This is a genomic window from Halomonas alkaliantarctica (assembly GCF_029854215.1).
In the GTDB taxonomy this organism is placed as follows: Bacteria; Pseudomonadota; Gammaproteobacteria; order Pseudomonadales; family Halomonadaceae; genus Vreelandella; species Vreelandella alkaliantarctica_A.
Window position 1 is genome coordinate 3,766,268 of sequence record NZ_CP122961.1, and the last position, 25,346, is coordinate 3,791,613.

Consider the following 25,346-nt stretch of genomic DNA (forward strand, 5'->3'; position numbering starts at 1 on the left):
TGCATTATCCCATCCCTAGCAGCGACATAATGTCAGCGATTTTAGCATCCAGTTCGTGCCACTCCTCGTCCGGCTGGGAGCCTGCCACAATGCCTGCACCGGCATAAAGGCGAATTGTTTCTGGGCCGATATGGGCGCAGCGAATGGCCACTGAAAGGTCACTGCTGGTGTGGCTGATTCTACCCAAGACGCCTGCATACCAGCCGCGGCGATGGCGCTCATGCTGGCGAATAAATGCCAGTGCCGACTCGCGGGGCACACCGCCCACCGCCGGGGTAGGCGGCAGCACGGCAAGCAACCGTTGGTCGGTGACGTTTTGGTGCAACTCGGCGTGAATCAGACGACGGATATGCTGCACCGAGCGCAGCTTAACAGTATGCGCCTCGCCCATCTGGACGTGAGAAGAGAGCGGCTCAAGCTGAGTCAAAAGCTGCTGATAGACACACTGGTTTTCCAAACTGTTTTTCTTATCGGCCAGCAGCTCATCGGCAAGCGCTTGATCTTGCTGGGCATCCCGCCCGCGCCGTGTAGTGCCCGCCAGCGCCTCGGTCATTAAGTGCCTGCCTTCACGCGTGTAGAGCCGTTCCGGCGGGCAGCCAATAAACGCTTCATGCGGGGTCAATTGGACGCCAAAGTGAAAACAGTCGGCGGCACCGGCCTGCCAGCGTGCCAGCAGCGCCCAAGGGCTAGGCGTTTCAGGTGTTGTCAGGCAGGTCTCCCGTGAGAGCACCACCTTGGGTGTGTGGCTCAGGTGATCAGGATGGGTGACCTGTGCGACCGATGCCGCCCACTCTTTCTGGGCAGGGCGGTCTTCACGCTGATAAACATGCGGCAGCAAGCACGGCAGCGGCCGCTCCTCTTTCAGGGCAGCCAAACAGGCACGCGCCTGGACTATCTCGGCCTCTGGGCAACGATCATCAAAGCGTAAATTGAGTGATAGCGTCGCCCCAGTTTGCTGGCGCCTAAGCTCTATACGCGGCAGCAAAAAATGGCAGCCAGGAAAGTGCTCCCACCCTACCGTACTGGTGTCGAAAGCCATGCCACCGAAGTAGTCCGGCTGCTCGCCACCCAAATCAGCCAGCCTGGCAAGATCAGCCTGCAGCGCGGCTAGTGAATCAAACGCCTTAACAGCCCCCAACGTCGCATACTCAACGGCGCCAGCTTCTCGGGATTGCCAATAGAAGCGGGGATACTCGCTCTGCGCGTTTAGCCATCCCATCAGGTGATTGACCTGACAAGAGGTGCTAAGGCGTATAAACCCTTTTTTAGCGCTATCGCTAAGCGTATCGAGCTGGCTTTTGAGTGCCTCAACAGGAGGAATAAAGTGCATAATTTACCTATTAGGCCAGCCTTTTCAATTACCTACTAATGACTACTGGGGTGCTTCAGGCCTAGTTTTTGTTTCATATAGGGTAGCACCCATCGATCGCCGCCAAACCGCCCTGCATTGGCCCCCGCCACCAGCAAAAAAAACGTCAGCGCAATCATCCATGGATTAGTGGACACCGTGCCTGCCATCAAAAACGACATGTTCATCACGATGGCGAAAAACGCAGCAAACGAGGTCAGCACACCAACGATCAAACCCAATCCAACTAACACTTCTCCCAGCGGTATAATGACATTAATGATATCGGCATTGGGCAATGCAACATTCTCTAGAAAGGCAACATAATTCGGGTAAACCGCGCTTCCCTCACGCATCACAGGATTGGCGACAGCATTGCTCAAGAAACCCTCAGCGCTAAAGCCACCGGTGATCTTACCGATGCCCAGGGTTAGCCAGGTGATGCCTAAGTAGAGCCGTAGCAGTAACCAAACTACCGCCATATATTTGTTATGTCTAAATAAGTCGCCAATCATCGCGTAAACTCCTGGTATAGGGTCACCAGCAGTTTGAGGGAAGAGAACACCCCTTGTTTTGATGCAGGTCTACTTTTGAGCACGCAATCATACATTGACGAATGTTTATTGAATGAAAACGGTCAACAGGAATATCGACGGAATGGAACAAAATAGTCAGCGCCGCCCCTACCAAGCCTGGGTACTCGCCGCTCGCCCCCGAACGCTGCCTCTGGCGTGTGCTTCCATTCTGCTGGGTACTGGGCTAGCCGCGAGTGTGGATGCACTGAATATGGCGGTGCTTTTGCTTGCTTTATTAACAGCGATAGCACTCCAAGTGCTATCTAATTTAGCCAACGATTACGGTGATGCCGCATCGGGTGCCGACGACGAACAGCGTATAGGGCCTGAAAGAGCGGTCGCTTCCGGTTTGCTTACCCCGGAAAAAATGCGCACGGGGATGATCGTTGCGGCCACGCTTGCCGCAGTACTGGGGCTGTTATTGCTGGTCGCCGCGTTTGGGGATCACTGGGGGCAGATTCTCATCTTCATTTTATTAGGGGCTGCTGCCCTATTGGCAGCAGTGACCTATACCGTAGGGCTTGGCGGCACCCCTTATGGCTACCGAGGGTTTGGGGACATTGCGGTCTTTGTATTTTTTGGGCTACTCGGCGTCTTGGGCACCTACTATCTACATGTACAGCAACTAAGCTGGTTGCCCTTTCTGCCTGCCGCCGCCTGCGGTTTGCTGGCCACCGCCGTACTCAATGTCAATAACGTACGCGATATCGAAAGCGACGCGCGCAACGGCAAGATCACCCTGGCGGTGCGGCTTGGTCGCACCAAGGCGATTAACTACCACTGGACGCTGCTGGGCATGGCGCTGCTGCTTACCTTGATCTACATGGTTGCACTGCCGGTACCGTGGGTGGGATGGAGCTGCCTGCTGGTGGCCAAGCCATTGACCGATGCAGCCAGAACGTTAAGCCATACCCGTGATGGCGAGATGCTAACCAATATGCTGAAGAAAACGGCCATTTCAACGCTACTTTATAGCGTGTTGCTGTCTATTGGCTTGGCCTTTTTCTGACTGTATACCTGAAAACTAAAGTTTCTAAAGATTTTTTAAGGCTATGAACTCACTTTTCATGGCCTTAAAATCTGAATGGAACAGCTTGCATATCTGAACAGGCTTTTACTCATTGTAAATTAATACGTGTACTTTACTGTCACCATTTCAGACATCGATTATTAACTATTCATCTCACTACATGGATTTGACTCAAAACATACACAAACGACTGCCTGACTTTCCTTAACTGTATTATAATAACCCCACCCAAGTCGCTGAGTAAGCTTTGAAGTCAACTCTAACCCTAGACCAAAACCCAGGCTGTCAGCCTCATCATTATCAATATTGAGATCATTAACTATCTCAACAACACTATCCCTCTGCGTAATACAAATACCGCCTTCAGTCGCATGTTGAAAAGCATTGCGAATGAGATTTCCTAGAACAATTTGAACTGCAGCTTCCGGCAATTTACAACTATAAGGATTGGTCTCTAACGAAACCGTGATATCTTTATATTTCAAAAGATAGCCCAAATCATCGACCAAACCATTTACCAGCAAATCCAACCTGAAATCTTTAATAAAAAGTGGTTCACTATCAGTCTTTCCTAGCCATAACAACGTTGTCGTTAAGTCTTTCATGGTTTGGCTTGCGCGTTCTATACGTTCTACTACAGCTATTTCACGCGGGTCGTTCTGCAATATGGACTGATGCTCTTTTAGCTTGCGAAGTAACTCAACATTATTTTGTATCACACTTATAGGTGTACGCAATTCATGGCTAGTATGACGCAAAAAAGATTGTTCCCTATCGAGTCCTTCTTTTACTGAAATCAGACTATTGCGTACCAGCCGGGCAAAATCATTTAGGTCCCGGAATCCAAAATCTGGAATGTGGTCATCCAGCGTTTTTTCATTCAACTCTCGAGCCCAAACACCAAGGCGGGCTACGGGACGAGCTAGCTGATATAAAAACCACCATACCACCAGTGCTACCGAAGCAGCGGAACCCAGCCCAATAACAAGCAACGTTATTAGTGATTCTCTGGCGTGGCTCTTCACCATTTCGGAGACCGTATCGGGTGAAATGTAAAAACTCACATAAAAGGTTTCTCCACGGACATCCACAGCCATATAAAAAAACATTAGATCAAAGGGTTCAGCCCCACCTTTCATATTTAATTTTTGTAACTGGTTATCGCTAGGTGGGGTAGGTTCTGACTCAACAATGGAGGCTGGCTGATCGTGCCATTCACGAGTCACTTTATAGTTATCGAAACCTTTGAGATTAGAGCCGGACTCATCCTCGGCATAGACAGTGGCAGCCCAGTTTAAGTTATCGACAATAATGGTATCCATACCACTCATGAAATACCGAGTTGATAAGAAGCTATAGCCTGTGATGAGTACGAAAGCTATGACGGTAAAGACTAGTATCAATGCTCCGCGAAGGCTGGGATTAGCCTTGCTCATGACTTTCTCGTAGAGCAAAACCAAAACCTGGCACAGTGTGTATCAAGCGAGACAAAAATCCTGAATCCACCGCCTTACGCAGATAATGCATATGGACCTTAAGCACATTGCTGTCAGGAATTCTGTCTCCCCAGACTGCCGCTTCTAGCTTTTGCCTGTTTACCGCTTCTGGAGCGGCTCTTAGCAAAGCTTCTAGAAGCTGCCAGGCTGTAGGCGTTAACTTCAATCGTTGGCCAGAGCGTAAAACCTCGCGCTTATTCAAGTCCATTTCCAGTCCTCCATAGCTCAGGATCTGCGCTTGTCCACTACGACGACGAGTCAACGCTTGTACCCGTGCCACTAACTCATCAAGTTCAAAAGGTTTTACGAGAAAATCGTCGGTACCCGCTCGAAAACCATCTAGCTTGTCTTGAAGCCTATCGCGAGCGGTGAGAATTAGCACAGGAATATCCTTGCCCTCATTTCGGAGCTTTTGGCATAAGGTCAATCCATCAAGTCGAGGTAGATTAATATCCAGCAGCAAAGCGTCATAATCATGATCTTGCAGCAGATAAAGTCCTCTTATGCCGTTGCTGGCATGATCACAGTGGATGTTTTCCAGCTCTAAATATTGCACAACAGTTTCTGCCAGATCATGATCATCTTCTACCAACAATATATCTAGCATTACTCCCGTACTCCCTCATTCGCTTCACTGTTTACCAATCGCTTCAACCGGATAGCAATATCCTCTTGAATAGCCATCAACGAGGGTATCAACACTAGGATAATGATTGTTGAAAAAAGAATACCATAGGCAAGCGAAACGGCTGCGGGGATCAAAAACTGGGCCTGTGTCGACGTTTCACTCAGCAATGGCACCAACCCGGCAAACGTTGTCATTGACGTAAGTAGTACAGGGCGTAAACGACTGGTACAAGCCGATACCATCGCCTGCTGGTGGTCGTGATTTTCTAGGCTTTCCTGATTATATTGGCTCACCAGCAACAGGCTGTTGTTGATCACTACCCCGCTAAGGGCAATAACGCCATTTAATGACAGTATGCTCAAAGGCAAATCATACAGCCAGTGACCAATGATAGCGCCCATGACGCCAAACGGAATAGCGCTCATAATGACTAAGGGTTGAATATAGGATTTCAGTGGAATAGCTAGCAACATATAGATTGCCAGCATCGCTAGCAAGAACATGGTTATCATTGATGAGGATGTTTCTTGCTGCTCTTCAGCTTCACCTCCAAAATGGATTTCTAAATTTGGATATTTCTGTTGCAGGTCATTGGCGATAGTTATTTTTAAACTGCTCACCAAATCAGTGACAGATCTCACTTCTTTATCTACATCAGCGGTAACATAAACTGCTCTCTGACTATCAATTCGCGTAATAGTGTCTTGGGAAAATCCATAACTGACTTTAGCTACAGAAGAAACGGGGACGACATCACCAGAGGGCGTACGCACGTTAGCATTTAATACATCCGCGGCACTGCCTCTCTCAGTTTCTGGATAACGAACTTTAACTTCAACTTCATCACCACCACGTTGATAACGCTGCACTACCTGGCCGCTAAACGCTTGGTAAACCTGCGAGGCTAACTCATCAGTTGTCATACCCAGGCTCTTTCCTTGATCAGTCAACGTTAAACTAAGCTGGGGTTGAGTGGGGGTCAGGTTATCCTCAATACCGCTGATGGCGCTAATACCCTGAAGGTACTCTTTTAGTTCATCACCTGCTTGGCTGAGCACTTCATCATCACTGGAGCGCAGCTCTACTCTTAAAGCATCTACCATCATCTGGTTACTTTGAATACTTAAGGTTTGTGTGCCTTCCGGTGTATTCGTCTGTTCCCGCCAGCTACGGGCAAATTGTTCCAATGTATATGGCGCATTTCCAACAAGCTCTAAGGTGACCGAGCCACTTTGGTCATCTTCTGATATCACCTGCAAGTTGGCGATTGCGCTCTCGTCGTTACTGCTGTCTTCGCGCAATGCTTCATCTACTTCGAAAGCGCGATCCTCTAGCAGACTAAGAGCAGCATGGGTTAATCCATAACTAGCATCTTTGTGCATGGTTAAATTAGCGGTAACAGTTTCCCCAGGAACATCAGGAAAGAAACTCATACGCACCGTGCCATTGAAGGGCATCGACATCACCAACACTAGAAAGCCTATACCAACTACCACAACGGCATAACGATGGCTGATGGCTTGATGTATGGCTGGGGTATAAACCTTACGGTTAAACCATGTCAGGCCACTATCTGCGCCATTCTGCACTTTTTGCCAAGTCGCCGCCATTCGGTTGCTGCGCTCACCATCACGATGAGTTTTAAGGTGAGCCAAGTGAGCAGGCAGTATTAACTTAGACTCTACGACCGATAGTAATAGGCAAATCGTAACGACCACCGCAAACTGCGCGTATAACTGTCCTAACATGCCACTCGTCTGCGATAGTGCCGCAAATGCAGCCACAGTGGTAAACGCACCAAATAGGGTAGGAACAGCGACGACCATAGTACCTTTAATAGTATTTGCCAGGGTATCACCATCTTTTTCCCTAGTAGCATAAACACTTTCGCCAATCACTACAGCGTCGTCTACAACAATACCCAACGCCATGATAAAACCGAATGTCGTAAACTCATTTAGTGAAAGGTCAGCAAAACTGCTGCCCATAAAAAAGAAAGTGCCAAAGAAAATAAAAGGTAATCCTGCGGCCACCCAAAAAGCCACTTTCAGATTCAGAAACACCGCAAGCAAAAAGAATACCAGCGCTATTCCCATTACAGCATTTTCCGCCAGCAGTCTTAGACGACTTGAAATATTTTCACTATTGTCATCCCAACTAGCCAACTCTACGCCAGCTGGCAATGTGCCATCTCTATACCACTCTTCAATCACTTCTTCTGTGGCGGATACAGTGCGCAGAACATCGTCTTTGCCAATACTTATGACATTTAAAGTGAGACTTTCCTCGCCGTTAAAACGAGACAATACGGGTGTTGTATCATCATAAGTATCAAGAATGCTTGCCACATCGCCTAATGTAACAGTGCCGTATTTAGCCGAAGAAATCAGTGGAATAAGGGCAAACTCTTTAGCGTAATACGCCTGCTCTGACGCTTTAAGCTGAAGAAACAGACGCTCGTGTCGCAGTATAGCCGTCGAGGTATTAGAAGAGAAATTGTTGATGGCATTTTGTACATCAGTCAAAGACAAACCATAGGCTTGCAAACGAGCTTCATTTACCTCAACTGATATAATGGGATCAATCCAGCCAGAGTAAGTGACGCGGCTAATATCAGGTTGGGCCAAAAGATCTGTCTTCAACTGATTAGCCAACTGCTGCAATGTGTAGCGACTGGCATCTCCATATAGTTGCAGCGCAATGGCATCAGACGCCTGCTCATCTTTTTCTACTGATGGCGCTTCTGCTTCCGCAGGAAAGTTAGAGATGGCATCTACTTTATTTTTAACATCGCTTAGTAAGGTATCAAGACTATAATCTGATTGCCCTTCAACAGTGACGGTAACACCCTGGCTATCAGAGGTTGACGTGACGGATTTGATGCCAGTGACGCCTTCCAGAGCCTCCTCGATCTTAATGGCAACCCCCTCCTCGCTTTGCTGAGCGGAACCACTTAGGTAGGTAACCGAGATAGTGAGGCTCTCAGGTTCAGCGGCAGGAAATGCTTCTTTACGCAGATCAAATACGGTCAGCAGGCCAGCAACAATGACGATCATAAGCAGCAAGTTGGCTGCCACTGGATTGGCGGCAAACCAAGGAATCAAACCTTTATAAGTACGTTCAGTCATCAGACAACTCGCTCTGTGGCGTCACAGCCATGCCTTCGCTGTAGCTACTGAGAGGCTGAATGACGACCGTTGCTTGGTCATAACCTTCCGGGTGCTCAACATAAATGTGCTGTTGATCGGAAAATATAATATTGGCTGGATGTGCTTTTAGGAGGCCTTCATCCGAGACGGTTAAAATTTCTTCACGCTGGCTTAGTGCTGAGGCTGGCAGTTTCCAAAGATTGGCAACGGAGCGCCCAGGAATTTGTGCTTTTAAGAACGTACCGGGGTAGAGGCTGGGTTCCTGAGCAAGCGGTTCATCTACTGCTACGACCAATGCCCGCTGACGCGTATCACTATTCAGATTCTTCTCGGTGCGAATCACAGAGCCAATCCATTGCTCTCCGGTTTCCATTTGCGTTAGTTCCACTGAAAGACGCCCTGAAACTAACTCATCTTCATTAGGCAGAACCGACCAGTCACTCGCAGAAAGGGGAATGACGACTTCCACTCTGTTCGAACTCAACAATTGGCCAATCTCATTACCCGCCTGAGCATAACTGCCTGGTGAGATACTTCGACCGATGACGATAGCATCGAAAGGGGCCTTAATTTGAGTGCTAGCTAGGTTTTTCTCTGCCTCTGCAACGGCTTGGCGCGAGCTGTCCAAAGCAGCTTGAGCGGCGGCTAGCTGAGGTTCCCGTAAAGCTAACGTAGACAGCGGAGATCCTGATATTCCTGAAGAAGACCATTCCTGCTCAGCTTGTTGCGCTTCCTGCTCCTCTTCTAAATAGCTGACTAACGCTTCTGCCTGGGCTTCACGCGCAGACTCTAATTCTGCCTGCCACTGACTATCTTCAAGCGTGGCTAACACCTCTCCCTGCACGACCAACCGGCCAGAGTTAAAGCTGTCGCTGACACTTATCACTTGCCCACTAATGCGACTATTTAGGTCTAATTCGAATAGAGCTTCAGCGCTGCCTACTCCCTCAACGCTGGCTCGATATGTGCCCGGCGTTACTTCTACAACATTGACAGTGGGTCTTTGTGGCTCCTGAACAGGGGGTGTTTCCTGCAGGTTATTCTTGTTTTCGGCCATTCGAACACCGCTATAGACAAACACCACTACGAGAAATAATAAGGCCAGTACCAACACTAGCCTACGCACATTTTTACGTCTCATTCGTCAATCCCCAAACCCAAGGCGAGCGTTAAAGTAATTCGATTATCAAGCTGGTTATAAATTAGCGAGTCGAGCTGAGACTCAAGGTCATAAGTCTCTTGTTGCACACTGAGTAGTTCCAAGATGGTGGCGTTGCCCGCTCGATATCTTTCTTGATACCTATCCAATGCAAGACTCTGCTTATCCAGGGCTTGGCGGATATAGTCGCGTCTTTCAGCAAACGCTTGCTCTAGACTTAACGCATTGCGTACCTCTTCTACTGCGGTTAACAAGGTTTCACGATAGGTCTCATACTGAATAGCCGTATCAAGCGATGCTATTTCAGCGGCAGCGTAGAGCTGCCCGCCTTGAAATAGCGGTGCGGTTAGCTGTCCTAACAGGTTCCATACAGGATCAGTAAGCAACGCGTCACTGGGTGATGTCGCCATATCTTCCAGGGCGGCTTGAATATCAATTCGTGGAAGTAAATCTTTGTAGGCGACGCTTGCGTTATAGTCCGCAGCGGCAATAGCGTACCAAGCTGCTTGTAAATCAGGGCGACGCGCTAAGGTCTGCTCGGGCAAACCAGTCAGCGGACGTTCTACTGAAGGGTATTGATCCGGCACTTGGTAGGGATTGTCATCCATACGGCCTAACAGACTGTTCAGAGCCCGTTCGTCTTGTTGAATGGTCTCTTCAAGTTCTCGTACGGAAGCGAGTGTGCTGTAGGTTAGACTGCGTGCGCTATCCAGGTCATCCAGACCGTCCAACCCCCGCTGGTAGCGTTGCTGAATCAGCTGCTCGTTTAGCTCTAACGTGTCCAGTCTTCGACGTTCTATGGCTAAGGAGCGTTTTTGAGCCACAAGGTTTAGCCAGCTACTCATCACTTCACCGGCTAACGTATCCCTCGCTGCCTGATAAGTGGCCTGCCGCTGAAATTGGCTCTGTTCATCGGCATTGATACCATCTTCGATTTGCTGCCACACATCCACTTGCCAACTCAGCGTTAGTGAGCCTGTGTACTGTTCTTCCGAGTCCTCGGTATCGCTGGCACTAAAGCCAGCTTCCAGCTCTGGATATCGTTCGCCGCGACTTTTACGCAACGTCGCTTGGCTCTGTTTAAGGGCCAAGAGGGTTTGCTGTAGACCAGGGTTATTATCTAGCGCTTCCTGCATAAGAGATTGTAATTCGCGACTGTCAATGAGCGCGGTAAGACTTGTCGCCGTACCTGGCAATTCATCAATTTCTGCAAATGACACTTCTGCTGGTAAGCGTTCAGCCTGCCGCAAATAATCCTGCCGCTCGCCCGTACTGGCACAACCAGACAGTAACGCAGCGCTGAAGACAAGCAAAAGAAGAGTAGAGGAGCGGCCCGCCATAAGGTAGTTATCCGTAATTAACGTTATCTACCAGGCAACCTACAGATGGCGAGGTTAAGAGATGGTTAAGTTGAAATGCACACCGGCGCCACTTAGCAAGTTTCTAAGTCCGTTCATCCGTTATCGGAAAGTTGGATACCTATTTTTATTGTGAGTAACTCGGACTTTTAGCCTGCTCCGTCAGCGTCTATATCTCGTGAATTAGATACGGCCAAGCGACCGTACCTATTTCCATCTTATTTATTGGTTACTGTTTTTATTAGTGCTTACAGCACCACCTCATAACCTTCAAACTTGGGCGGGCCAAGGTAAATGCCTTCAGGCGCCTTGGCATTGGCGTGCGCTTTGCGGAACGCGTCTGACTTGGTCCAGTCGCGGAAGGCTTCTTCCGATTCCCACACGCTGTGGGAGATAAACACGGTGTGATCTTCCTGGCTTTCACCCTGCAGCATTTTAAATTGCTTAAAGCCCGGCACTTCATCCAGGTGAGAGTCGCGGTTGCGCCACACCTCTAAAAAGTCCTCTTCGCGGCCTGGGGCAATCCGAAAACGGTTCATGGCGATATACATCATTACTCTCCTACTGGGTTGATTCCGCAAACGCTACCTTGATGGTAACGTCACAGGCAAATGGCGAATAGGCTTAGCGGCGAATAGCCCTCAACCGTCGGGTATCAGTATTATTAATGGCTAAGGCACCTATCCAGGTCGTTTGGTTCAAACGCGATTTACGCATTCATGATCACGCGCCGCTTTCTAACGCAGCTGCGGCTGGCCCTGTGTTGCCCGTATTCGCCATTGAACCTGGGCAGTGGCAGGCGCCAGACAGCGCACTGCGCCACTGGCAATTTGCGGCCGACTCGCTGGCTGATCTCGCTCAAGCGTTGGGAACCCTGGGCTTGCCGCTGTGCCTATGGCAGGGCAGCATGCTTGACCTGCTGGCCGCGCTTAAAGCGCACTATGGCGAGCTTGTCCTTCACTCCCACGAGGAGACCGGCAACGCCTGGAGTGTTGGCCGCGACCTTAGCGTCAAAGCATGGTGCCAGCAGCACGGCACGCCATGGCATGAAGCGCGCCAGCACGGCGTAGTGCGTGGTTTGAAATCCAGAGTGGCCGACCGCAACGCATGGGAAAAGCAGTGGGAAACGTTAATGACGGCGCCCACCGCCACTGCCCCACAAAACGCCCAGGCGGCTGAGTGCTGGCAGGCCTTTCAACATATTGACGTCGAACAGCTGCACGACCTGACGTTAGGGTTTGATACCACGCTCTGCCCCGAGCGCCAGCCAGGAGGGCGGAGCGAAGGGCGCGCAGTGTGGCGCAGCTTTATCAACCAGCGCGGGCGGCGCTATCGCGGCTCGCTTTCCAAACCGCTGCTGGCCTGGGAATTTGGCTCACGGCTTTCGCCTCACTTGGCCTGGGGCACGCTCTCCATGCGCGAAGTGGTGCAGTCCCTGCGCCGCCAGCGAAAAAAGCATGCGGACGATACGCCGTGGTCACGCTCGCTGCGTGCCTTTGCTTCACGGCTTCATTGGCACTGCCACTTTATTCAAAAGCTGGAAAGCGAACCGAGTATTGAGTCGCAAACCCTGCACCCGGCGCTGCGTGGCCTGCGGGAACGCGACCCCGAACACCCCAACTTATTGGCCTGGAAACGCGGGCAAACCGGCGTGCCGCTGGTAGATGCCTGCATGCGCAGCCTGATCGCCACCGGCTGGATCAACTTTCGCATGCGCGCCATGCTGATCTCCCACGCCACCTTTGGCCTTGGGCTGCACTGGGTCGAACCTGCCCTGCACCTAGCGCGGCTATTTACCGATTTTGAGCCCGGCATTCACTACCCCCAGGTACAGATGCAGGCAGGCGCCACGGGCACCAACGCGCTGCGGGTGTATAACCCCATCAAACAGGCGGAAGATAACGACCCTAGCGGTGAGTTTGTCGCCCGCTGGGTGCCGGAATTAACGCCACTGCCGCTAGAGTGGCGCGCCAAGCCCTGGGCGCTGCCGGAGCGGTTCGGCTTTCAACCCGGCGAGCACTACCCGCTGCCCAACGACTTTGAATGTGAGGCGCGCCACTGGAAGAAAATGCTGTATGAGTTGCGTCGCACCCCAGACGCCAGAGAAGCCAGCCAAGCCATTGTGGATAAGCTCGCCAGCCAGCGACGACCTAGCAAACGCACGCGCCAACAAAAACCCGCCCATCGTCAGCAGCTGTCGCTGTTAGACGAGGGCGGGCTTAATGATGCTTAGAAGCCGCCTTCATCCTGCACCGGTTCAATCTAAATGGCCACCGTAAGCTCCGTGGCGATATTGGTTTTGAATAGTGTGCGAATGAAATCCAAATACGTTTCTTCGCTAATGCTAGGAGCTTACTTCAAAACTTTTCAAAGACTGGGCCTAAGTAAAGGACCAAATCACTGCACTACAAGGCACAAGGCTATAGAGCCGCCACTGGTACTGAAGTGGCAGGCACACGCCGGACGCTGGCTAACGGCGGGGTTACTAACAATAGAGTCAATACGACTGTTACACCAATTCCCCACGCTGCCAGACTAAATCCACCTAGGGAAATAAGGCCACCTGAGATAGCGGGTCCTACTGCCAAGCCCAGGCTAAGGAAACTGCCTGCCGCAGCAGCCACACGCCCCTCACGATCAAGTTCTGCCGCCAGGCCAGTCAGATAGCTAAGGGCATAGAAGTAGGTAAGACAGATAGTCATCACACCAGCGGTATAGAGAGTCGTAGAATACTCACCAAGCACATAGCTAAGGCTAGTAGCGCCAGTAAGTAGAATCGCCAGAATGACGGGCATGCTCATACCAAAACGCTTGCCGATCATCGCTGCAATGATAGGCCCGAGTAATCCGACAAATGCTTGAAGTGATAACAGCACACCCAGCTCTTCACCACTGTATCCAACCGTTGTACCTATGCGCTCAACGAATGCCCAGCCCATGGTGTCACGTGCCTGAAAGACAAACATGGCCAGCATCATGCAGACTGCAGGCAAACTTAACAGAACGTTATTTTTGCCTTTGCTGGTGCCTTTCGCCAATAAATGGCGTTCGGCTACCGGCGCTTTTTGGGCTAACATTGGTGTGGTTAACAGCATAATAGCCATGGTCGCGGCCATAGCGTAATACAGGCCAGATAGACCAAACTGAGCCATAACCTTGGCGTACCCCAGCATCACTACTATCATCAGCAATACTGAAAGTATGTTCATATGTGCGGCAACAAGGTTCGGATTCTTAGCGCTAGAGACGGATGCGTTGCCGCAAGCCAGTGCTAGACCTGCACCCAGGCCAGCAAAGCAGCGAACTGCTGCCAAGACATATATGTTCTCGATGTTGGCGCTCGCTATATTCGCAAAAATGGCCAATATGATTCCGAATATAGTCAAGGTACGCCTAGGTGCATGACCCATAAAGGGAGCGATTACCAGCGAAGCCAACATAGTGAATCCAAACTCTGCTGACATCAGCAAACCTGCCTGTGCTTCATTGAGCTGCAGGTCAAGCATGATGGCGCTTATTAAAAAGGGTAAGGCCCATAGACCCAGTAAACCTACGCCATAGGCTGCACCGGCAGCTGAGAAAACCAGACCCCAGCTTTCGGGTAAGAAGTTGCGCATTGTTTTCATAAGTGTTCCCTGTGATTAAGCACGTCGATGGGGAAAACGCGCCAGAATTGTTATGCATTTGATACTTCTGTGTTATTGCTGACTCTCGTCGACCGGCGTGCCATCGTCGTATTGGGACAACCAGGAGACCATGGCGTCCCGGTAACGGGTAAAACCTTTGTAATCAACCAATTCCTGGTCCAAATCACGGATTACACGGTGCATACGCTTGGCCCATTGCGGGGCGTATTCGGCCAGCTCCTCTAGACTGACTAGGTATGTACGCACTGGGAATAACACTGCATTGCTGCGCGGCAAGCGATGTAATGGCTGCAGCTCGATACGCAGGTTTACTAGCTTACCTGCATTCTCCGCTGTCACCTCGGTGCGCTCAGGAGCCCAATCCGGAAGGGTTTCGGCTGACGTTTCAAGGCGAGGATTAACGGTGACAGACCAGTTGGTGCGGCGAACCGGGTGGTCTGATCGCAGGCGAAGCAGAAACTTCAATGCCCTTTCCAGAATGCCCATTTCATGCAGCTTGGGGACTGGCCCGTGAAACTCCATGAAGCTCATGCCCAAATTGAAACGCAGCGAATAATCCGCGCGCTGCGTGGCCATGCCAGCCCCCATGACTAAAGTTTCGTCACGCTCTTCAAGGAGAATGAACTCGCCTTGAGCTTGGCGGGTGATGTATTCCATAGGATCCATAGGCAGGGTACTGGTGTCCCCGAAGGTGAAAGTATCATCAATATTCAGAGGACGATTGATCCAGCGCCATTGGCTACCGCTCTTCTCCAGAGTGAAATGCTCTGGGAAATCGCGTGAATACGATTCCATTAGTAGCTCAAGCAAATCCCACTGAGCCTCCATCATGTGTGGCAGAGCTGAATAGTGGACGCCTGGCAGAGCATCAAGTGTCTGTGCACGGTGATGGCATTCCGAGATGTAATGTTCGTCTATGTCGAATTGAGCTCGGAGCGCACCAGTGCCGGAAGGAACATGGGGCTCGACGTTCATCGAGTACATGTACTGATCTTCTGGATATGGAAAGGGTAAGCGCAGAACCGCCTCGCGGCTATTCTTGTAAGTGTGGTTCGAGGCTTGATCGGCATAAGTTTCAATCGGCTTAAATACAGTCATTTTTTTGTTCTCCTGTTAAAGGTCTACGACTAGGCGGCTACAGTTAGCTCGCGACACGCAGGGCATAAACTTGCGCTTACTAAGTTTGTCTTCTTCGCTTAGCCAGTCGTCGCGATGATCCAGATCACCGTCGACTTCCAACACCTTTGCTTCGCAATAACCACAGGCACCACCACGACACAGGTAAGGCAATTTGTAGCCAGCCTGTTCTGCAGCCTCGAGCATTGATTGCTCAGAAGGCACTTCGATGGTTACCCCCTGGCGCGCGAGGGTGACGCTGAAGGGTTGACCAGTAGACCCTTGCTCGACAAAGCGTTCGAAGTGGATGTGGCTGTTAGTCCAGCCTAAGTCATGAGCCGTTTCGATGGTTTGCTCTATCATGCTTTCTGGGCCGCATACATAGACGTGGCTACCCAGCGGGCGAGCAGCAAGGAGGTCATGTATCTCCATGGGCGCATCCTGCCCTTGAACGTAAAGATGTACGCGCTTGCCATATCGAGCCTGTAGCTCCAGACCAAGGGCTGAGTGCTCTGGGCCTCTTACAGCAAGGTGTAGTTCAAAAGAAGCCTTTTTGAGTTGTAGTTCTTCCAGTTGTGAATACACCGGAGTGATCCCGACGCCACCCGCAATAAATAGATGATGGCGAGCGTGCTTGGCCAGAGGAAATAGGTTTGCCGGGTGCATGATCTCCAACAAGCTACCTTCACAAACATTGTCGTGTAGCCACTGAGAACCGCCACGGCTTTCAGGTGCCCGACGCACGGCGATTTGATAGGCACTGGAATCATAGGGCGAACTCATCAATGAGTAAGCGTTCCGGTAAGTTTTATCACCTTCCTGGAGAACCACTACCACATGACTGCCGCCAGAAAAGGCTGGCAAGTGCTTATCTTCAGGGTCGACCAAGGTGAAGCGCTTGATCTCGGGCGTGAGCCGCTCAATGCGGGTAACGCGGACACTGAGGGTGCCATTTTGTGTATTCATGTATCGAGCTCCTCTGAAACTGGTAATTCGCCCGGGACTTCACCATCAGCCTTAATGCCTTGAAAAGCAGCTAGACGTCGGGAATAGTGATCGCGCACGACCAAGTCGAGTTGGCAGCCAGGGCAAGTGAATACGCGGTGAGTGACATTTTCGGTATAGGTGTCACAGTGGGCGCACCAGACTCTTCGTACCAAGGTGCCGCTGTGCTCGCGTAACACTTCGTCGCGTGTCAAATCCACTGCATTAGCCGCCTGCATAGCGGTTCCGATAAAACTCTCCGAACCACTCAGGTATAGCCGAGTCCCCATATGAACTTCACCTAGGCTTTGAGCCAAGGCTTCGATCAACGCTTGGTTGCTGGAGAAAAAATTAACGTCTCCAGCCTCTACTTCCTGCAGCGCTTGCAAGTGACTATGGCCAGAGAATGTTTCCGTGGAATAGAGAAGGGTGCTCTGCTGGCGTTGTGTAGGTGACATTTCTGCGAGCAAGCGCAGCATTGCTTCACCGCCGCTGCCTTGGCCTGCGATCAGATGGCTCCGGCCGCTGGCCATGGGTTGTAGCCGGTCGTAGACCGGGCGGCTTTTGATACCGGTGATAAGCATCGTGATACACCTCTTAAGCCGTTACCGTATTTACGTATTGCGGTAACAATGAAGGTTGATTTTCAAACTGCTACAAAGCTAAAGCACAATCTATGCCATATTTCATATGAGTTTATATGTTATATTTCATGGCCAAATTAAACGGTTTTCAACTATCTGAAGACCTTTCGTTTAATCAAACAAGTAGCTTTTGTTGCGCAGAAACGCACCTTAACGGTGCGCAGCGAACCTAATTAGTGCTTAAACATCACGTGTCGTACGCAGGTGTAATCTTCCAATCCGTACATGGACATGTCTTTGCCGAAGCCGGAATGTTTCATGCCACCGTGGGGCATTTCACTAACTAGCATGAAGTGAGTGTTGACCCACGTACAGCCGTACTGAAGCCTTGCAGCCAACCGGTTGGCACGGCCGACATCTCGAGTCCAAACTGAAGACGCTAAGCCGTAGTCTGAATCGTTGGCGTAAGCCAAAGCCTGCGCTTCATCGTTGAAACGCGTGATACTAACCACGGGCCCAAACACCTCACGCTGTACGATTTCATCATCTTGGTGAGCGTCGGCTAGCACAGTTGGTTCAAAGAAGAAGCCCGGCCCCTCGACTCGCTTACCGCCAGTCACCACGCGAATGTGCGGCTGGGCCTTGGCCCGCTCGACGAACCCTTCAACACGCTCCAGATGGTCGCGAGTGATCAATGGCCCCAATTCTGTCTCAGGATCATCCTGAAGCCCATGTCGCAGACTGGCCACCGCTTCGCCGAGCTTGCTGACAAAAGCGTCGTAGACGCCACCCTGAACGTACAGACGGCAAGCCGCGGTACAATCTTGGCCAGCGTTGTAGAAACCGAAAGCACGAATACCTTCAACGGCATCATCTATATCGGCATCATCAAAGATGAGTACAGGTGCCTTCCCACCCAACTCCATATGGGTTCTTTTTACGCTGCTAGCTGTACTGGCAATAATCCTTGTCCCGGTAGCAATAGATCCCGTCAGCGAGACCATGCGTACCTTCGCGTGATTGACTAGCGGCTCTCCTACACTTGGGCCGCGCCCGGAAAGGATGTTCACTACCCCGGCCGGAAAGAGATCGACTATGAGCCGCGCCAACTCCAAAGCAGTGAGCGGGGTTTGCTCGGATGGTTTGAGCACTACGCAGTTGCCAGCGGCCAAGGCAGGAGCGAGCTTCCAGGCAGCCATCATTAATGGGTAATTCCACGGAGCGATGGATGCAACGACTCCAACCGGATCGCGGCGAATCATTGAGGTATGACCTGGCAGATACTCGCCTCCAGCAGAGCCAGACAAGCAGCGACTAGCACCGGCGAAGTAGCGGAACACGTCGACGATGGCCGGAATTTCATCATCAAGGACGGTTTGGTAAGGCTTACCGCAATTCTGAGACTCTAGCCGCGCCAGGGACTCTGCATCAGCTTCAATACGATCTGCTATTTTCAATAGCAACAGGGCGCGATCTTTAGGGGGCGTCTGTGACCAGCTCTCGAATGCTTGGTCCGCCGCGAGTATAGCGGCGTTAACCTGTTCGTTGCTGGCTTCAGGGATTTTCACCAGCACTGCGCCCTTTGAAGGATTGTATACAGTGTATGGGCTGCCCAGCCCTTCAACTAACTGGCCATTGATCAGCATTTTGGTTTGCATGGTGCATTCCTAGGTTATTATTGCCAGAAGGACATCTGGTGATCGATAACGAACCAGTGACCGAAAGGTTAAAACATTTAAAACTATATCTTAACTTTTTAAAATTTTCCAACAGGCGTGAAAAAGAAAATTTGAGGGCAAAAAAGGCAAATAATCGATGTTTGGATAGCTAATGGTTTGTTAAAAGATAATAAACTGTAGCTTTTGGCCCCAGCACCAGAACAGCCCTGCAAATGCTCCGATAGGAAGAGGAAATGACTGCTCAGTATATTAATAGCAATACCGCATTCATCCGACTGCGCCAGGAAGGGCGGACCGATGAGGTGGCACGAAAGCTCATAGAAGCTATTGAGCTCGGCCTATTTGCCGAAGGGCAGCAACTACCCAGCGAATCGGAGCTGGCTCTTCAGTTGGGCGTCGCTACCGTTACGCTTCGAGAAGCATTAGTTACCCTGCGTCAACGTGGCATGATTGAGACTCGGCGAGGTCGCAACGGCGGTAGCTTCGTCCGCGCACCTGTCGAACTGCCTGAAGAATTACTGTTACAGCGCCTAAGCGACATGAGCGGTCCTGATCTACGAGATATTGGCGACGAGCAGATCGCCATTTCAGGCACTGCTGCTCGCCTTGCTGCAAAGCGCAGCTCGCACGAACAACATGAGCGCATCGCCCAGCATATTGAGTCTCTTAGCCGGGCAACATCGCGCCTAGCTCGGCATCGGGCCGATGCACGCTTTCATATTGAGGTGGCGGCTGCCGCCCAGTCATTACGACTAACTAACACCGAAATGCGACTACAGTCGGAGGTTGGTGAACTACTTTGGATGGAAGCTGCCAGTGGTGGAAATGCGCGGGAAATCGAACAGGAGCACCGAGCCATTCTCCAGGCACTGATAACGGGCGATTCAGTTTTAGCTGGGGCCCTGACCGAAGCCCACATCAGCCGCGGCATAAAGCGCCTTCTCAGCATTCGCCTGGGGCTGCTAGCTGAGGAGAACGAAGGCTGAGACCATCAACTTTGGGCACGATTATTGCTTTAAATATTATTAGATAGGCCTGCAGAATCATAGAGACGAGCCATAGCGACCCATAATAAGAAAGCCAAACTGCATGAGGTAATACCATGTCTTCCCTGAGCAATAATTATTCGTTGTCGGAGTGCGCCCAGCAACTCGACAAAACATTAAAAACAACCTTCGGCCAAGTTCGCCAATTGGTAGAAGAAACCCAAGCGCTTTGGAAGCGCGTAGAAGCCGAGGGCCGCCAGCCTGCGTCTAAAGACCTAGCTTTGCTGCGCCCGGCAATCAACCAGCAGTTGCTTGCCTCCGGTACGTTCAGCTGTGGTGGTGGCATCGTTTTGGAACCTTGTTGCTTAGCCGACCGGGAAATGTATCTGGAGTGGTGGTACCTAGCAGATGCTGGTAAGACTCTACCCTTGCGCCCAAATTTCGACCATCGCCGGGAAAACTATTATGACTATACCGAGATGCCTTGGTACTGCCGGCCACGACATACCGGAAAGAGTGTAGTGGAAGGTCCCTATATTGACCTTTACGGCACCAATATGTATGTGCTGACTTTCACCATACCGATTTTTGTACAGGGTCGCTTCATCGGTGTTGCCGGAATTGACTTATCGCTACATAGCGTCGAGCGTCGCCTGGTGCGCAGCCTAATGCGCCTAGAGCGCGAGGTGGTATTGATTTCCTCAGATGAGCGAATCATCGCTTCCAATACTGCCAACTGGATGGTGGGCGATCTGGCTTCAAATCTACTGAGCACCATACCCCTAACCGGAAATCGCTTGGCCTTGCCAGAGTCAGAAGCAGGCTGGTCGCTTGTGATTCTGCCTGGACTGCGCAAGGTGGTCTGATAGATATGAGATTTAGATTGCTCTAAGCCTTCTCCCAGTCGCAGGTGCGGCCCGACTAGGGGTGAGGGTGTCGGCACTCCACACTTGCATAAACCGACTTCCGGTGCTCAAGATTTTCTTTGTCTATGGCAAGGTGCCGGTCAGTTGGCGTGACACACTGGATGCCAATGTAAAGGTACTGCTGGCTGTAAGGTGTTTCCGCCCTCAGGTGCGAGGAGGAGTAAAGAAGGACCCAAACACTCTTGCTTGAATATCCAGTAAATGTCCAGCCCCTGGCAAGGTACATAACTCGGACGCCACCTACTCCATACTCTTGTGTTGTAGGAAAAACTTATATTGGCCCAATTCAAGAGACAAATAACATTTTAAAACTACGACAGTAGTTAGCATTTTAACAAAACCCGCCAATCGACAACTGCTTTCGCTGTTTGACGATGGCGGGTTAGATAATGCTTAAAAGGGTATTAGCTAAGTGCTTCCAGGGACTGCTCGATAATGCTCAAGCCCTCTTCCAGTACCGAAGACGATACCGTCAGCGGTACCAGAATGCGGATGCTGTTGCCGTAGAAACCGCAGGAAAGCAGGATCAGGCCTTTCTCGCGGGCTTTGGCGCAGAGCGCTCCGGTCATTTGCGCATCTGGCTTGCCGTCGCTATCGAGCAGTTCAAACGCGGCCATGGCGCCTAGCTGACGGCCGTGGGCCACGGTGGGGAAGCGCTCTTCCCATACCGCGAAACGCTCTGCCAGCATTTTGCCCATCTGCTCGCTGCGCTCAAGAATATTCTCTTCCTCGATCGCTTCAATCACCGCCAATGCTGCCGCACAGGAGAGTGGGTTACCGCTGTAGGTGCCGCCTAGTGAGTTAGGGCCAGAGGCATCCATTACTTTAGCAGAGCCGACAACCGCAGAGAGCGGCATGCCGTTAGCGAGGCTTTTCGCGGTGGTCAGAATATCCGCCTCAATACCGCTGTGTTCCAGGGCAAACAGCTTGCCGGTACGGGCAAAGCCGGACTGCACTTCGTCGGCAATCAGCAGGATGCCGTGCTCGTCGCACAGCGCGCGCAGCGCTTTCAGGTAATCCGGCGAGGCGATGTAGAAACCGCCTTCGCCCTGTACTGGCTCAATCACGATGGCCGCCGTGCGGTGTGGGGCGATATCGGTCTTGAACAGCGTGCGAATGGCGTTTAGCGAGGCTTCTTCGCTAATGCCGTGCAGCGGGTTGGGGAACGGTGCGCGGAACACGTCGCCCGGCATCGGGCCGAAGTCGTTCTTGTAGGGCAGCACCTTGCCAGTCATTGCCAGAGTCATCATGGTACGGCCGTGGAAGGCACCATCAAATGTGATAATACCGGTGCGGCCAGTGGCGGCACGGGCAATCTTCACGGCGTTTTCCAGCGCTTCGGCGCCGGTGTTGACCAGCATCGCTTTGCGCTCGGGGCCGCGCACTGGCGTCAGTTCGCAAAGCTTTTGGCACAGCTGCACGTAAGGCGCGTAGGAGATCACCGCTGCGCTGGTATGCATGACTTTCTTGAGCTGCGCTTCTACCGCCGCCACGATTTTCGGGTGGCGGTGGCCCAGGTTGAGCACGCCAATGCCGCCCGCGAAGTCGATCCAGCGATTGCCATCGGCATCCCACAGCTCGGCGTTTTCAGCGCGCTCAGCAAACTGGGTAGTCGGCGTGGCAGCACCGTTGGCCACGTAGCGGTTTTTCAGGTCGTTCAATTCTTGGTTAGTCATCATAGTTTTCCTTATAAACCGCCAACGCAGACGTATTTCAGTTCAGTAAACTCATCGAGGCCGTGGTGTGAGCCTTCGCGGCCCAGCCCGGACTCTTTCACGCCGCCAAAGGGCGCAAGCTCCGTGGAGATCAACCCTTCGTTGACGCCGACCATGCCGTACTCCAACTGCTCCATGGTGTGCCAGATGCGGCGGTAGTCAGTGGCATAGAAGTACGCCGCCAGGCCGAACGGCGTGTCGTTGGCCATCTGGATGGCCTCTTCGTCACGCTGGAAGCGAAACACCGGCGCTACTGGGCCGAAGGTCTCTTCGTCGGCGACCGCCATTTCAGTGGTCACATCCGCCAGCACAGTGGGGGTAAAGAAGCGCTCACCCGCTGCATGGGGTTGTCCGCCGCACAGTACGCGCGCGCCGTGGCTGATAGCGTCATCAATATGACGCTGCACTTTATCGACGGCCGCTTGGTTGATCAGCGGGCCGATAACACTGCCTTCTGCCAGGCCATCACCCACTTTTAACGCATTCACACGCTCGGTGAGCTTGGCGACGAACGTATCGTAAATGCCGTCCTGCACCAGGAAGCGGTTGGTGCAGACACAGGTTTGTCCGGCGTTACGGAATTTGGAGGCGATGGCGCCATTAACAGCGGCATCCACATCGGCATCGTCAAACACGATAAACGGCGCGTTGCCGCCCAGTTCCATGGCGGTTTTCTTCACCGTGCTGGCGCACTGGGCTAACAGATGTTTGCCAACCGGCGTGGAGCCGGTAAACGACACCTTGCGCACCCGAGGGTCGGTGGTGAGCACTTCACCCACGGCGGCCGGTTTGGAAGCGGTGACCACGTTAATGGTGCCTGCTGGCAGGCCAGCTTCCAGGGCTAAATAGGCCGCGGCCAGTGCAGTCAGCGGGGTGGCTTCAGCAGGTTTGATCACCACAGTGCAGCCTGCGGCCAGCGCCGGGGCGCACTTGCGGGTGATCATCGCCAGCGGGAAGTTCCAGGGGGTAATCGCCGCGACGACCCCCACCGGCTCACGCAGTACCAGCAGGCGCTTGTCCGCGCCGTGGCTGGGCAGCGTTTCCCCTGCCATGCGCTTGGCTTCTTCGGCGAAGAACTCAATAAACGACGCGCCGTAGATGACTTCGCCTTTGGCTTCCGCCAGAGGCTTGCCCTGCTCCAACGTCATCAAGCGGGCGAGGTCGTCGGCGTGCTCATTAATCAGCTCAAACCAACGGCGTAGCAGGGCCGAGCGCTGTTTCACTGGGGTGGCGCGCCAGGCAGCGCCTGCTTCGTAAGCAGCCGCCACGGCGTCGCGGGTATCGTCGGCGCCCATATCGGCGACGCGGGCAATGATTTCGCCGGTGGCGGGGTTATCCACCGCAAAGGTTTGTTGGCCTTTACGCCACTCGCTGCCTACCAAGGCGGGAACCGCATCGTGCAACCACTGTTCGATAAAGCTCATACGTTGCTCCTAAAAAAGCTTAAGTCCAAAAATCTCGTAGGATGGCTTACAGCTCCGCTTTCATATGTTGATCGCTGTAGTCACGCCCGTAGGTGCGCAGGGCGTGGACATATAGCGCCAGGCCAAGCAATGACCAACCGGCAAAGATGGTCCACTCCGCACCGCTCAGCGCCGCCGGGCTACCGGGCAGGTAGAGGCACGCCATACCGAAAGAAAGGATGATAGCGAGGGTGCCGCACAGCTTGCCGTTGCTCACCTTGAACGGGCGGGGCATATCAGGTTCGCGCACCCGCAGCACCACAAAGGAGATGGCCACAAACAGGTAGGCCAACACGATGCCTAAGCCACCCGCATTAACGATCCACACCAATGCTGGGCGACCAAAGAAAGGCGCCAGACAGGAGAGAAAGCCCATCATAAAGATGGCGTTGGTAGGCGTTCTATAGCGAGGGTGCAGCTTGGCAAACGGTGCCGGTAGCATGCCCGCTTTAGCCAGAGCATAGATCGCCCGTGAGCCGCCAATGTAGAAGGCATTCCAGCTGGTAATGATGCCCGCAATACCTGCCATGACCATTAAGTTGCTGGCCCACTCGGCGTTAAACAGACTGCCCATGGCATCCGGCACGCTGAGCGAACTTGCCGCCAATTCCTCACTGTTGAGTGCCAAGCTGGTCGCAAGAATAATCAGCGCGTACCACACCACCGCCAGAATCACCGACATCATCAACACTTTGCCAATGGCTTTATAAGGCAGGTTGATCTCTTCAGCGGCCTGGGGAATAACGTCAAACCCCACAAACAGGAACGGCACCATCACCAGCACTGCAACAATGCCCGCGAACACGCCGGTGTCGGCCTGGGTGAATAGCGGCATCATATTGATGGTTTCGCCTTCAAACAGCGAACCGGTGACAAACATCACCCCCACCAGCAGAATCAGCCCGGTGACCACCTTTTGCAGCAGTGCAGCAGTGGTCACGCCGAAGTAGTTGATGATCATCATGACCAGAGAGCCACCCACGCCTACCGCCACCCAAGTGGCTTTCACTTCCCACCCGGCAATCGTCCATAGGTGGCCTACGGCGTAGTTGGGCGCCAAGTGTTCAATCACCGTGGGGAGTGCTACCGCTTCAAAGGCCACTACGCTTAAGTAGCCCAAAATAATCGCCCACGTGCACAAAAATGAAGGCAAGTGGCCTAAAGCGCGGTAGCTGTAAACGTGCTCGCCACCGACTTTGGGCATCGCGGCGGCAAGTTCTGCATAGGTAAGTCCGACCAAGACAATCGCTAAGCCGCCGATAATAAACGCTATAATGGCACCAAGGCTGCCAGCGGATTGAATGGCGGTACCGGTGAGTACAATCCAGCCCCAGCCGATCATCGCGCCGAAGGCCAGCGCTAATACATCGCCACGGGCCAATACCCGGACGAGCCCTTCCTGTTCTGATGTGGGTGTGGTCATTGTAAATTGTCCTGCCAGTTATTGGATGTTGTCTTAGGCGCTCAGGGGCGCGATATCCTGATCTTGGTTTTAGCAACCTC

At 52.2% G+C, this 25,346-nt stretch carries 20 protein-coding genes; 4 read left to right on the plus strand and 16 right to left on the minus strand.

Annotated elements, in window-relative coordinates:
- Positions 1-4 precede the first annotated feature (4 nt).
- Positions 5-1,330, minus strand: coding sequence for an isochorismate synthase (locus QEN58_RS17295; protein ID WP_280104835.1), 1,326 nt, complete (start codon positions 1,328-1,330; stop codon positions 5-7).
- A gap of 35 nt (positions 1,331-1,365) precedes the next feature.
- On the minus strand, positions 1,366-1,863 hold the full coding sequence (locus QEN58_RS17300) for a DoxX family protein (protein WP_280104836.1): 498 nt from the start codon (positions 1,861-1,863) through the stop codon (positions 1,366-1,368).
- A gap of 142 nt (positions 1,864-2,005) precedes the next feature.
- Here QEN58_RS17300 and QEN58_RS17305 point away from each other — a divergent pair, with 142 nt between their 5' ends.
- Positions 2,006-2,932 (plus strand): 1,4-dihydroxy-2-naphthoate polyprenyltransferase, encoded by a 927-nt coding sequence (locus tag QEN58_RS17305; protein WP_280104837.1) that lies wholly within the window; start codon positions 2,006-2,008, stop codon positions 2,930-2,932.
- Between the two features lie 161 nt (positions 2,933-3,093).
- On the opposite strand, the gene QEN58_RS17310 is transcribed toward QEN58_RS17305, so the two are convergent.
- The 6 genes from QEN58_RS17310 to hmuQ form a co-directional block, all read right to left on the minus strand.
- Positions 3,094-4,389, minus strand: coding sequence for a sensor histidine kinase (locus QEN58_RS17310; RefSeq protein WP_280104838.1), 1,296 nt, complete (start codon positions 4,387-4,389; stop codon positions 3,094-3,096).
- On the minus strand, positions 4,376-5,056 hold the full coding sequence (locus QEN58_RS17315) for a response regulator transcription factor (protein WP_280104839.1): 681 nt from the start codon (positions 5,054-5,056) through the stop codon (positions 4,376-4,378). The genes QEN58_RS17310 and QEN58_RS17315 overlap by 14 nt, the downstream gene beginning before the upstream one ends.
- Complete coding sequence (locus QEN58_RS17320; protein WP_280104840.1) at positions 5,056-8,205, minus strand: efflux RND transporter permease subunit; 3,150 nt, start codon at positions 8,203-8,205, stop codon at positions 5,056-5,058. Before QEN58_RS17320 ends, QEN58_RS17315 begins: the two co-directional genes overlap by 1 nt.
- Positions 8,198-9,367 carry an efflux RND transporter periplasmic adaptor subunit gene (locus QEN58_RS17325; protein ID WP_280104841.1) on the minus strand — a complete coding sequence of 390 codons (1,170 nt, stop codon included), beginning with the start codon at positions 9,365-9,367 and terminating at the stop codon, positions 8,198-8,200. The genes QEN58_RS17320 and QEN58_RS17325 overlap by 8 nt, the downstream gene beginning before the upstream one ends.
- Positions 9,364-10,725 carry a TolC family protein gene (locus QEN58_RS17330; protein ID WP_280104842.1) on the minus strand — a complete coding sequence of 454 codons (1,362 nt, stop codon included), beginning with the start codon at positions 10,723-10,725 and terminating at the stop codon, positions 9,364-9,366. The genes QEN58_RS17325 and QEN58_RS17330 overlap by 4 nt, the downstream gene beginning before the upstream one ends.
- Positions 10,726-10,991: 266 nt before the next feature.
- Positions 10,992-11,294 carry a heme-degrading protein HmuQ gene (gene hmuQ, locus QEN58_RS17335; protein WP_035560873.1) on the minus strand — a complete coding sequence of 101 codons (303 nt, stop codon included), beginning with the start codon at positions 11,292-11,294 and terminating at the stop codon, positions 10,992-10,994.
- Positions 11,295-11,410: 116 nt separating this feature from the next.
- On the opposite strand from hmuQ, the gene QEN58_RS17340 reads away from it, so the two are divergent.
- Positions 11,411-12,976: a cryptochrome/deoxyribodipyrimidine photo-lyase family protein gene (locus tag QEN58_RS17340; RefSeq protein ID WP_280104843.1), complete on the plus strand. Its 1,566-nt coding sequence runs from the start codon at positions 11,411-11,413 to the stop codon at positions 12,974-12,976.
- A 187-nt stretch (positions 12,977-13,163) separates the two neighbouring features.
- On the opposite strand, the gene QEN58_RS17345 is transcribed toward QEN58_RS17340, so the two are convergent.
- The 5 genes from QEN58_RS17345 to QEN58_RS17365 form a co-directional block, all read right to left on the minus strand.
- Positions 13,164-14,369, minus strand: coding sequence for an MFS transporter (locus tag QEN58_RS17345; RefSeq protein WP_341870832.1), 1,206 nt, complete (start codon positions 14,367-14,369; stop codon positions 13,164-13,166).
- A 72-nt stretch (positions 14,370-14,441) separates the two neighbouring features.
- Positions 14,442-15,488: a heme-dependent oxidative N-demethylase family protein gene (locus QEN58_RS17350; protein ID WP_280104844.1), complete on the minus strand. Its 1,047-nt coding sequence runs from the start codon at positions 15,486-15,488 to the stop codon at positions 14,442-14,444.
- Between the two features lie 15 nt (positions 15,489-15,503).
- Positions 15,504-16,472: a PDR/VanB family oxidoreductase gene (locus QEN58_RS17355; protein ID WP_280104845.1), complete on the minus strand. Its 969-nt coding sequence runs from the start codon at positions 16,470-16,472 to the stop codon at positions 15,504-15,506.
- Positions 16,469-17,074 carry a dimethylamine monooxygenase subunit DmmA family protein gene (locus QEN58_RS17360; protein ID WP_280104846.1) on the minus strand — a complete coding sequence of 202 codons (606 nt, stop codon included), beginning with the start codon at positions 17,072-17,074 and terminating at the stop codon, positions 16,469-16,471. Before QEN58_RS17360 ends, QEN58_RS17355 begins: the two co-directional genes overlap by 4 nt.
- Positions 17,075-17,307: 233 nt before the next feature.
- Positions 17,308-18,732 (minus strand): gamma-aminobutyraldehyde dehydrogenase, encoded by a 1,425-nt coding sequence (locus QEN58_RS17365; protein ID WP_280104847.1) that lies wholly within the window; start codon positions 18,730-18,732, stop codon positions 17,308-17,310.
- A 254-nt stretch (positions 18,733-18,986) separates the two neighbouring features.
- Here QEN58_RS17365 and QEN58_RS17370 point away from each other — a divergent pair, with 254 nt between their 5' ends.
- Both QEN58_RS17370 and QEN58_RS17375 read left to right on the plus strand, forming a co-directional pair.
- Entirely contained in the window at positions 18,987-19,739 is a 753-nt protein-coding gene (locus QEN58_RS17370) for a FadR/GntR family transcriptional regulator (RefSeq protein ID WP_280104848.1), read from the plus strand.
- Positions 19,740-19,855: 116 nt separating this feature from the next.
- Positions 19,856-20,605: a cache domain-containing protein gene (locus QEN58_RS17375; protein ID WP_280104849.1), complete on the plus strand. Its 750-nt coding sequence runs from the start codon at positions 19,856-19,858 to the stop codon at positions 20,603-20,605.
- Positions 20,606-21,069: 464 nt separating this feature from the next.
- On the opposite strand, the gene gabT is transcribed toward QEN58_RS17375, so the two are convergent.
- The 3 genes from gabT to QEN58_RS17390 are packed head-to-tail and all read right to left on the minus strand — an operon-like array spanning position 21,070 to position 25,266.
- The gene (gabT, locus tag QEN58_RS17380; RefSeq protein ID WP_280104850.1) at positions 21,070-22,341 is read right to left on the minus strand and encodes a 4-aminobutyrate--2-oxoglutarate transaminase; all 1,272 of its coding nucleotides are present in this window, start codon (positions 22,339-22,341) and stop codon (positions 21,070-21,072) included.
- Between the two features lie 11 nt (positions 22,342-22,352).
- Positions 22,353-23,804: an NAD-dependent succinate-semialdehyde dehydrogenase gene (locus QEN58_RS17385; RefSeq protein WP_280104851.1), complete on the minus strand. Its 1,452-nt coding sequence runs from the start codon at positions 23,802-23,804 to the stop codon at positions 22,353-22,355.
- A gap of 46 nt (positions 23,805-23,850) precedes the next feature.
- Positions 23,851-25,266, minus strand: a complete 1,416-nt coding sequence (locus tag QEN58_RS17390) for an APC family permease (RefSeq protein ID WP_280104852.1) — start codon at positions 25,264-25,266, stop codon at positions 23,851-23,853.
- Positions 25,267-25,346: the final 80 nt, after the last annotated feature.

Coding starts and splice junctions, on each gene's coding strand:
- gabT (WP_280104850.1), bottom strand. CDS start 22,341: ATGACTAACCAAGAATTGAACGACCTGAAAAACCGCTACGTGGCCAAC.
- QEN58_RS17330 (WP_280104842.1), bottom strand. CDS start 10,725: ATGGCGGGCCGCTCCTCTACTCTTCTTTTGCTTGTCTTCAGCGCTGCG.
- QEN58_RS17310 (WP_280104838.1), bottom strand. CDS start 4,389: ATGAGCAAGGCTAATCCCAGCCTTCGCGGAGCATTGATACTAGTCTTT.
- hmuQ (WP_035560873.1), bottom strand. CDS start 11,294: ATGTATATCGCCATGAACCGTTTTCGGATTGCCCCAGGCCGCGAAGAG.
- QEN58_RS17320 (WP_280104840.1), bottom strand. CDS start 8,205: ATGACTGAACGTACTTATAAAGGTTTGATTCCTTGGTTTGCCGCCAAT.
- QEN58_RS17360 (WP_280104846.1), bottom strand. CDS start 17,074: ATGCTTATCACCGGTATCAAAAGCCGCCCGGTCTACGACCGGCTACAA.
- QEN58_RS17340 (WP_280104843.1), top strand. CDS start 11,411: ATGGCTAAGGCACCTATCCAGGTCGTTTGGTTCAAACGCGATTTACGC.
- QEN58_RS17385 (WP_280104851.1), bottom strand. CDS start 23,804: ATGAGCTTTATCGAACAGTGGTTGCACGATGCGGTTCCCGCCTTGGTA.
- QEN58_RS17370 (WP_280104848.1), top strand. CDS start 18,987: ATGACTGCTCAGTATATTAATAGCAATACCGCATTCATCCGACTGCGC.
- QEN58_RS17305 (WP_280104837.1), top strand. CDS start 2,006: ATGGAACAAAATAGTCAGCGCCGCCCCTACCAAGCCTGGGTACTCGCC.
- QEN58_RS17390 (WP_280104852.1), bottom strand. CDS start 25,266: ATGACCACACCCACATCAGAACAGGAAGGGCTCGTCCGGGTATTGGCC.
- QEN58_RS17350 (WP_280104844.1), bottom strand. CDS start 15,488: ATGACTGTATTTAAGCCGATTGAAACTTATGCCGATCAAGCCTCGAAC.
- QEN58_RS17315 (WP_280104839.1), bottom strand. CDS start 5,056: ATGCTAGATATATTGTTGGTAGAAGATGATCATGATCTGGCAGAAACT.
- QEN58_RS17325 (WP_280104841.1), bottom strand. CDS start 9,367: ATGAGACGTAAAAATGTGCGTAGGCTAGTGTTGGTACTGGCCTTATTA.
- QEN58_RS17295 (WP_280104835.1), bottom strand. CDS start 1,330: ATGCACTTTATTCCTCCTGTTGAGGCACTCAAAAGCCAGCTCGATACG.
- QEN58_RS17355 (WP_280104845.1), bottom strand. CDS start 16,472: ATGAATACACAAAATGGCACCCTCAGTGTCCGCGTTACCCGCATTGAG.
- QEN58_RS17365 (WP_280104847.1), bottom strand. CDS start 18,732: ATGCAAACCAAAATGCTGATCAATGGCCAGTTAGTTGAAGGGCTGGGC.
- QEN58_RS17300 (WP_280104836.1), bottom strand. CDS start 1,863: ATGATTGGCGACTTATTTAGACATAACAAATATATGGCGGTAGTTTGG.
- QEN58_RS17375 (WP_280104849.1), top strand. CDS start 19,856: ATGTCTTCCCTGAGCAATAATTATTCGTTGTCGGAGTGCGCCCAGCAA.
- QEN58_RS17345 (WP_341870832.1), bottom strand. CDS start 14,369: ATGAAAACAATGCGCAACTTCTTACCCGAAAGCTGGGGTCTGGTTTTC.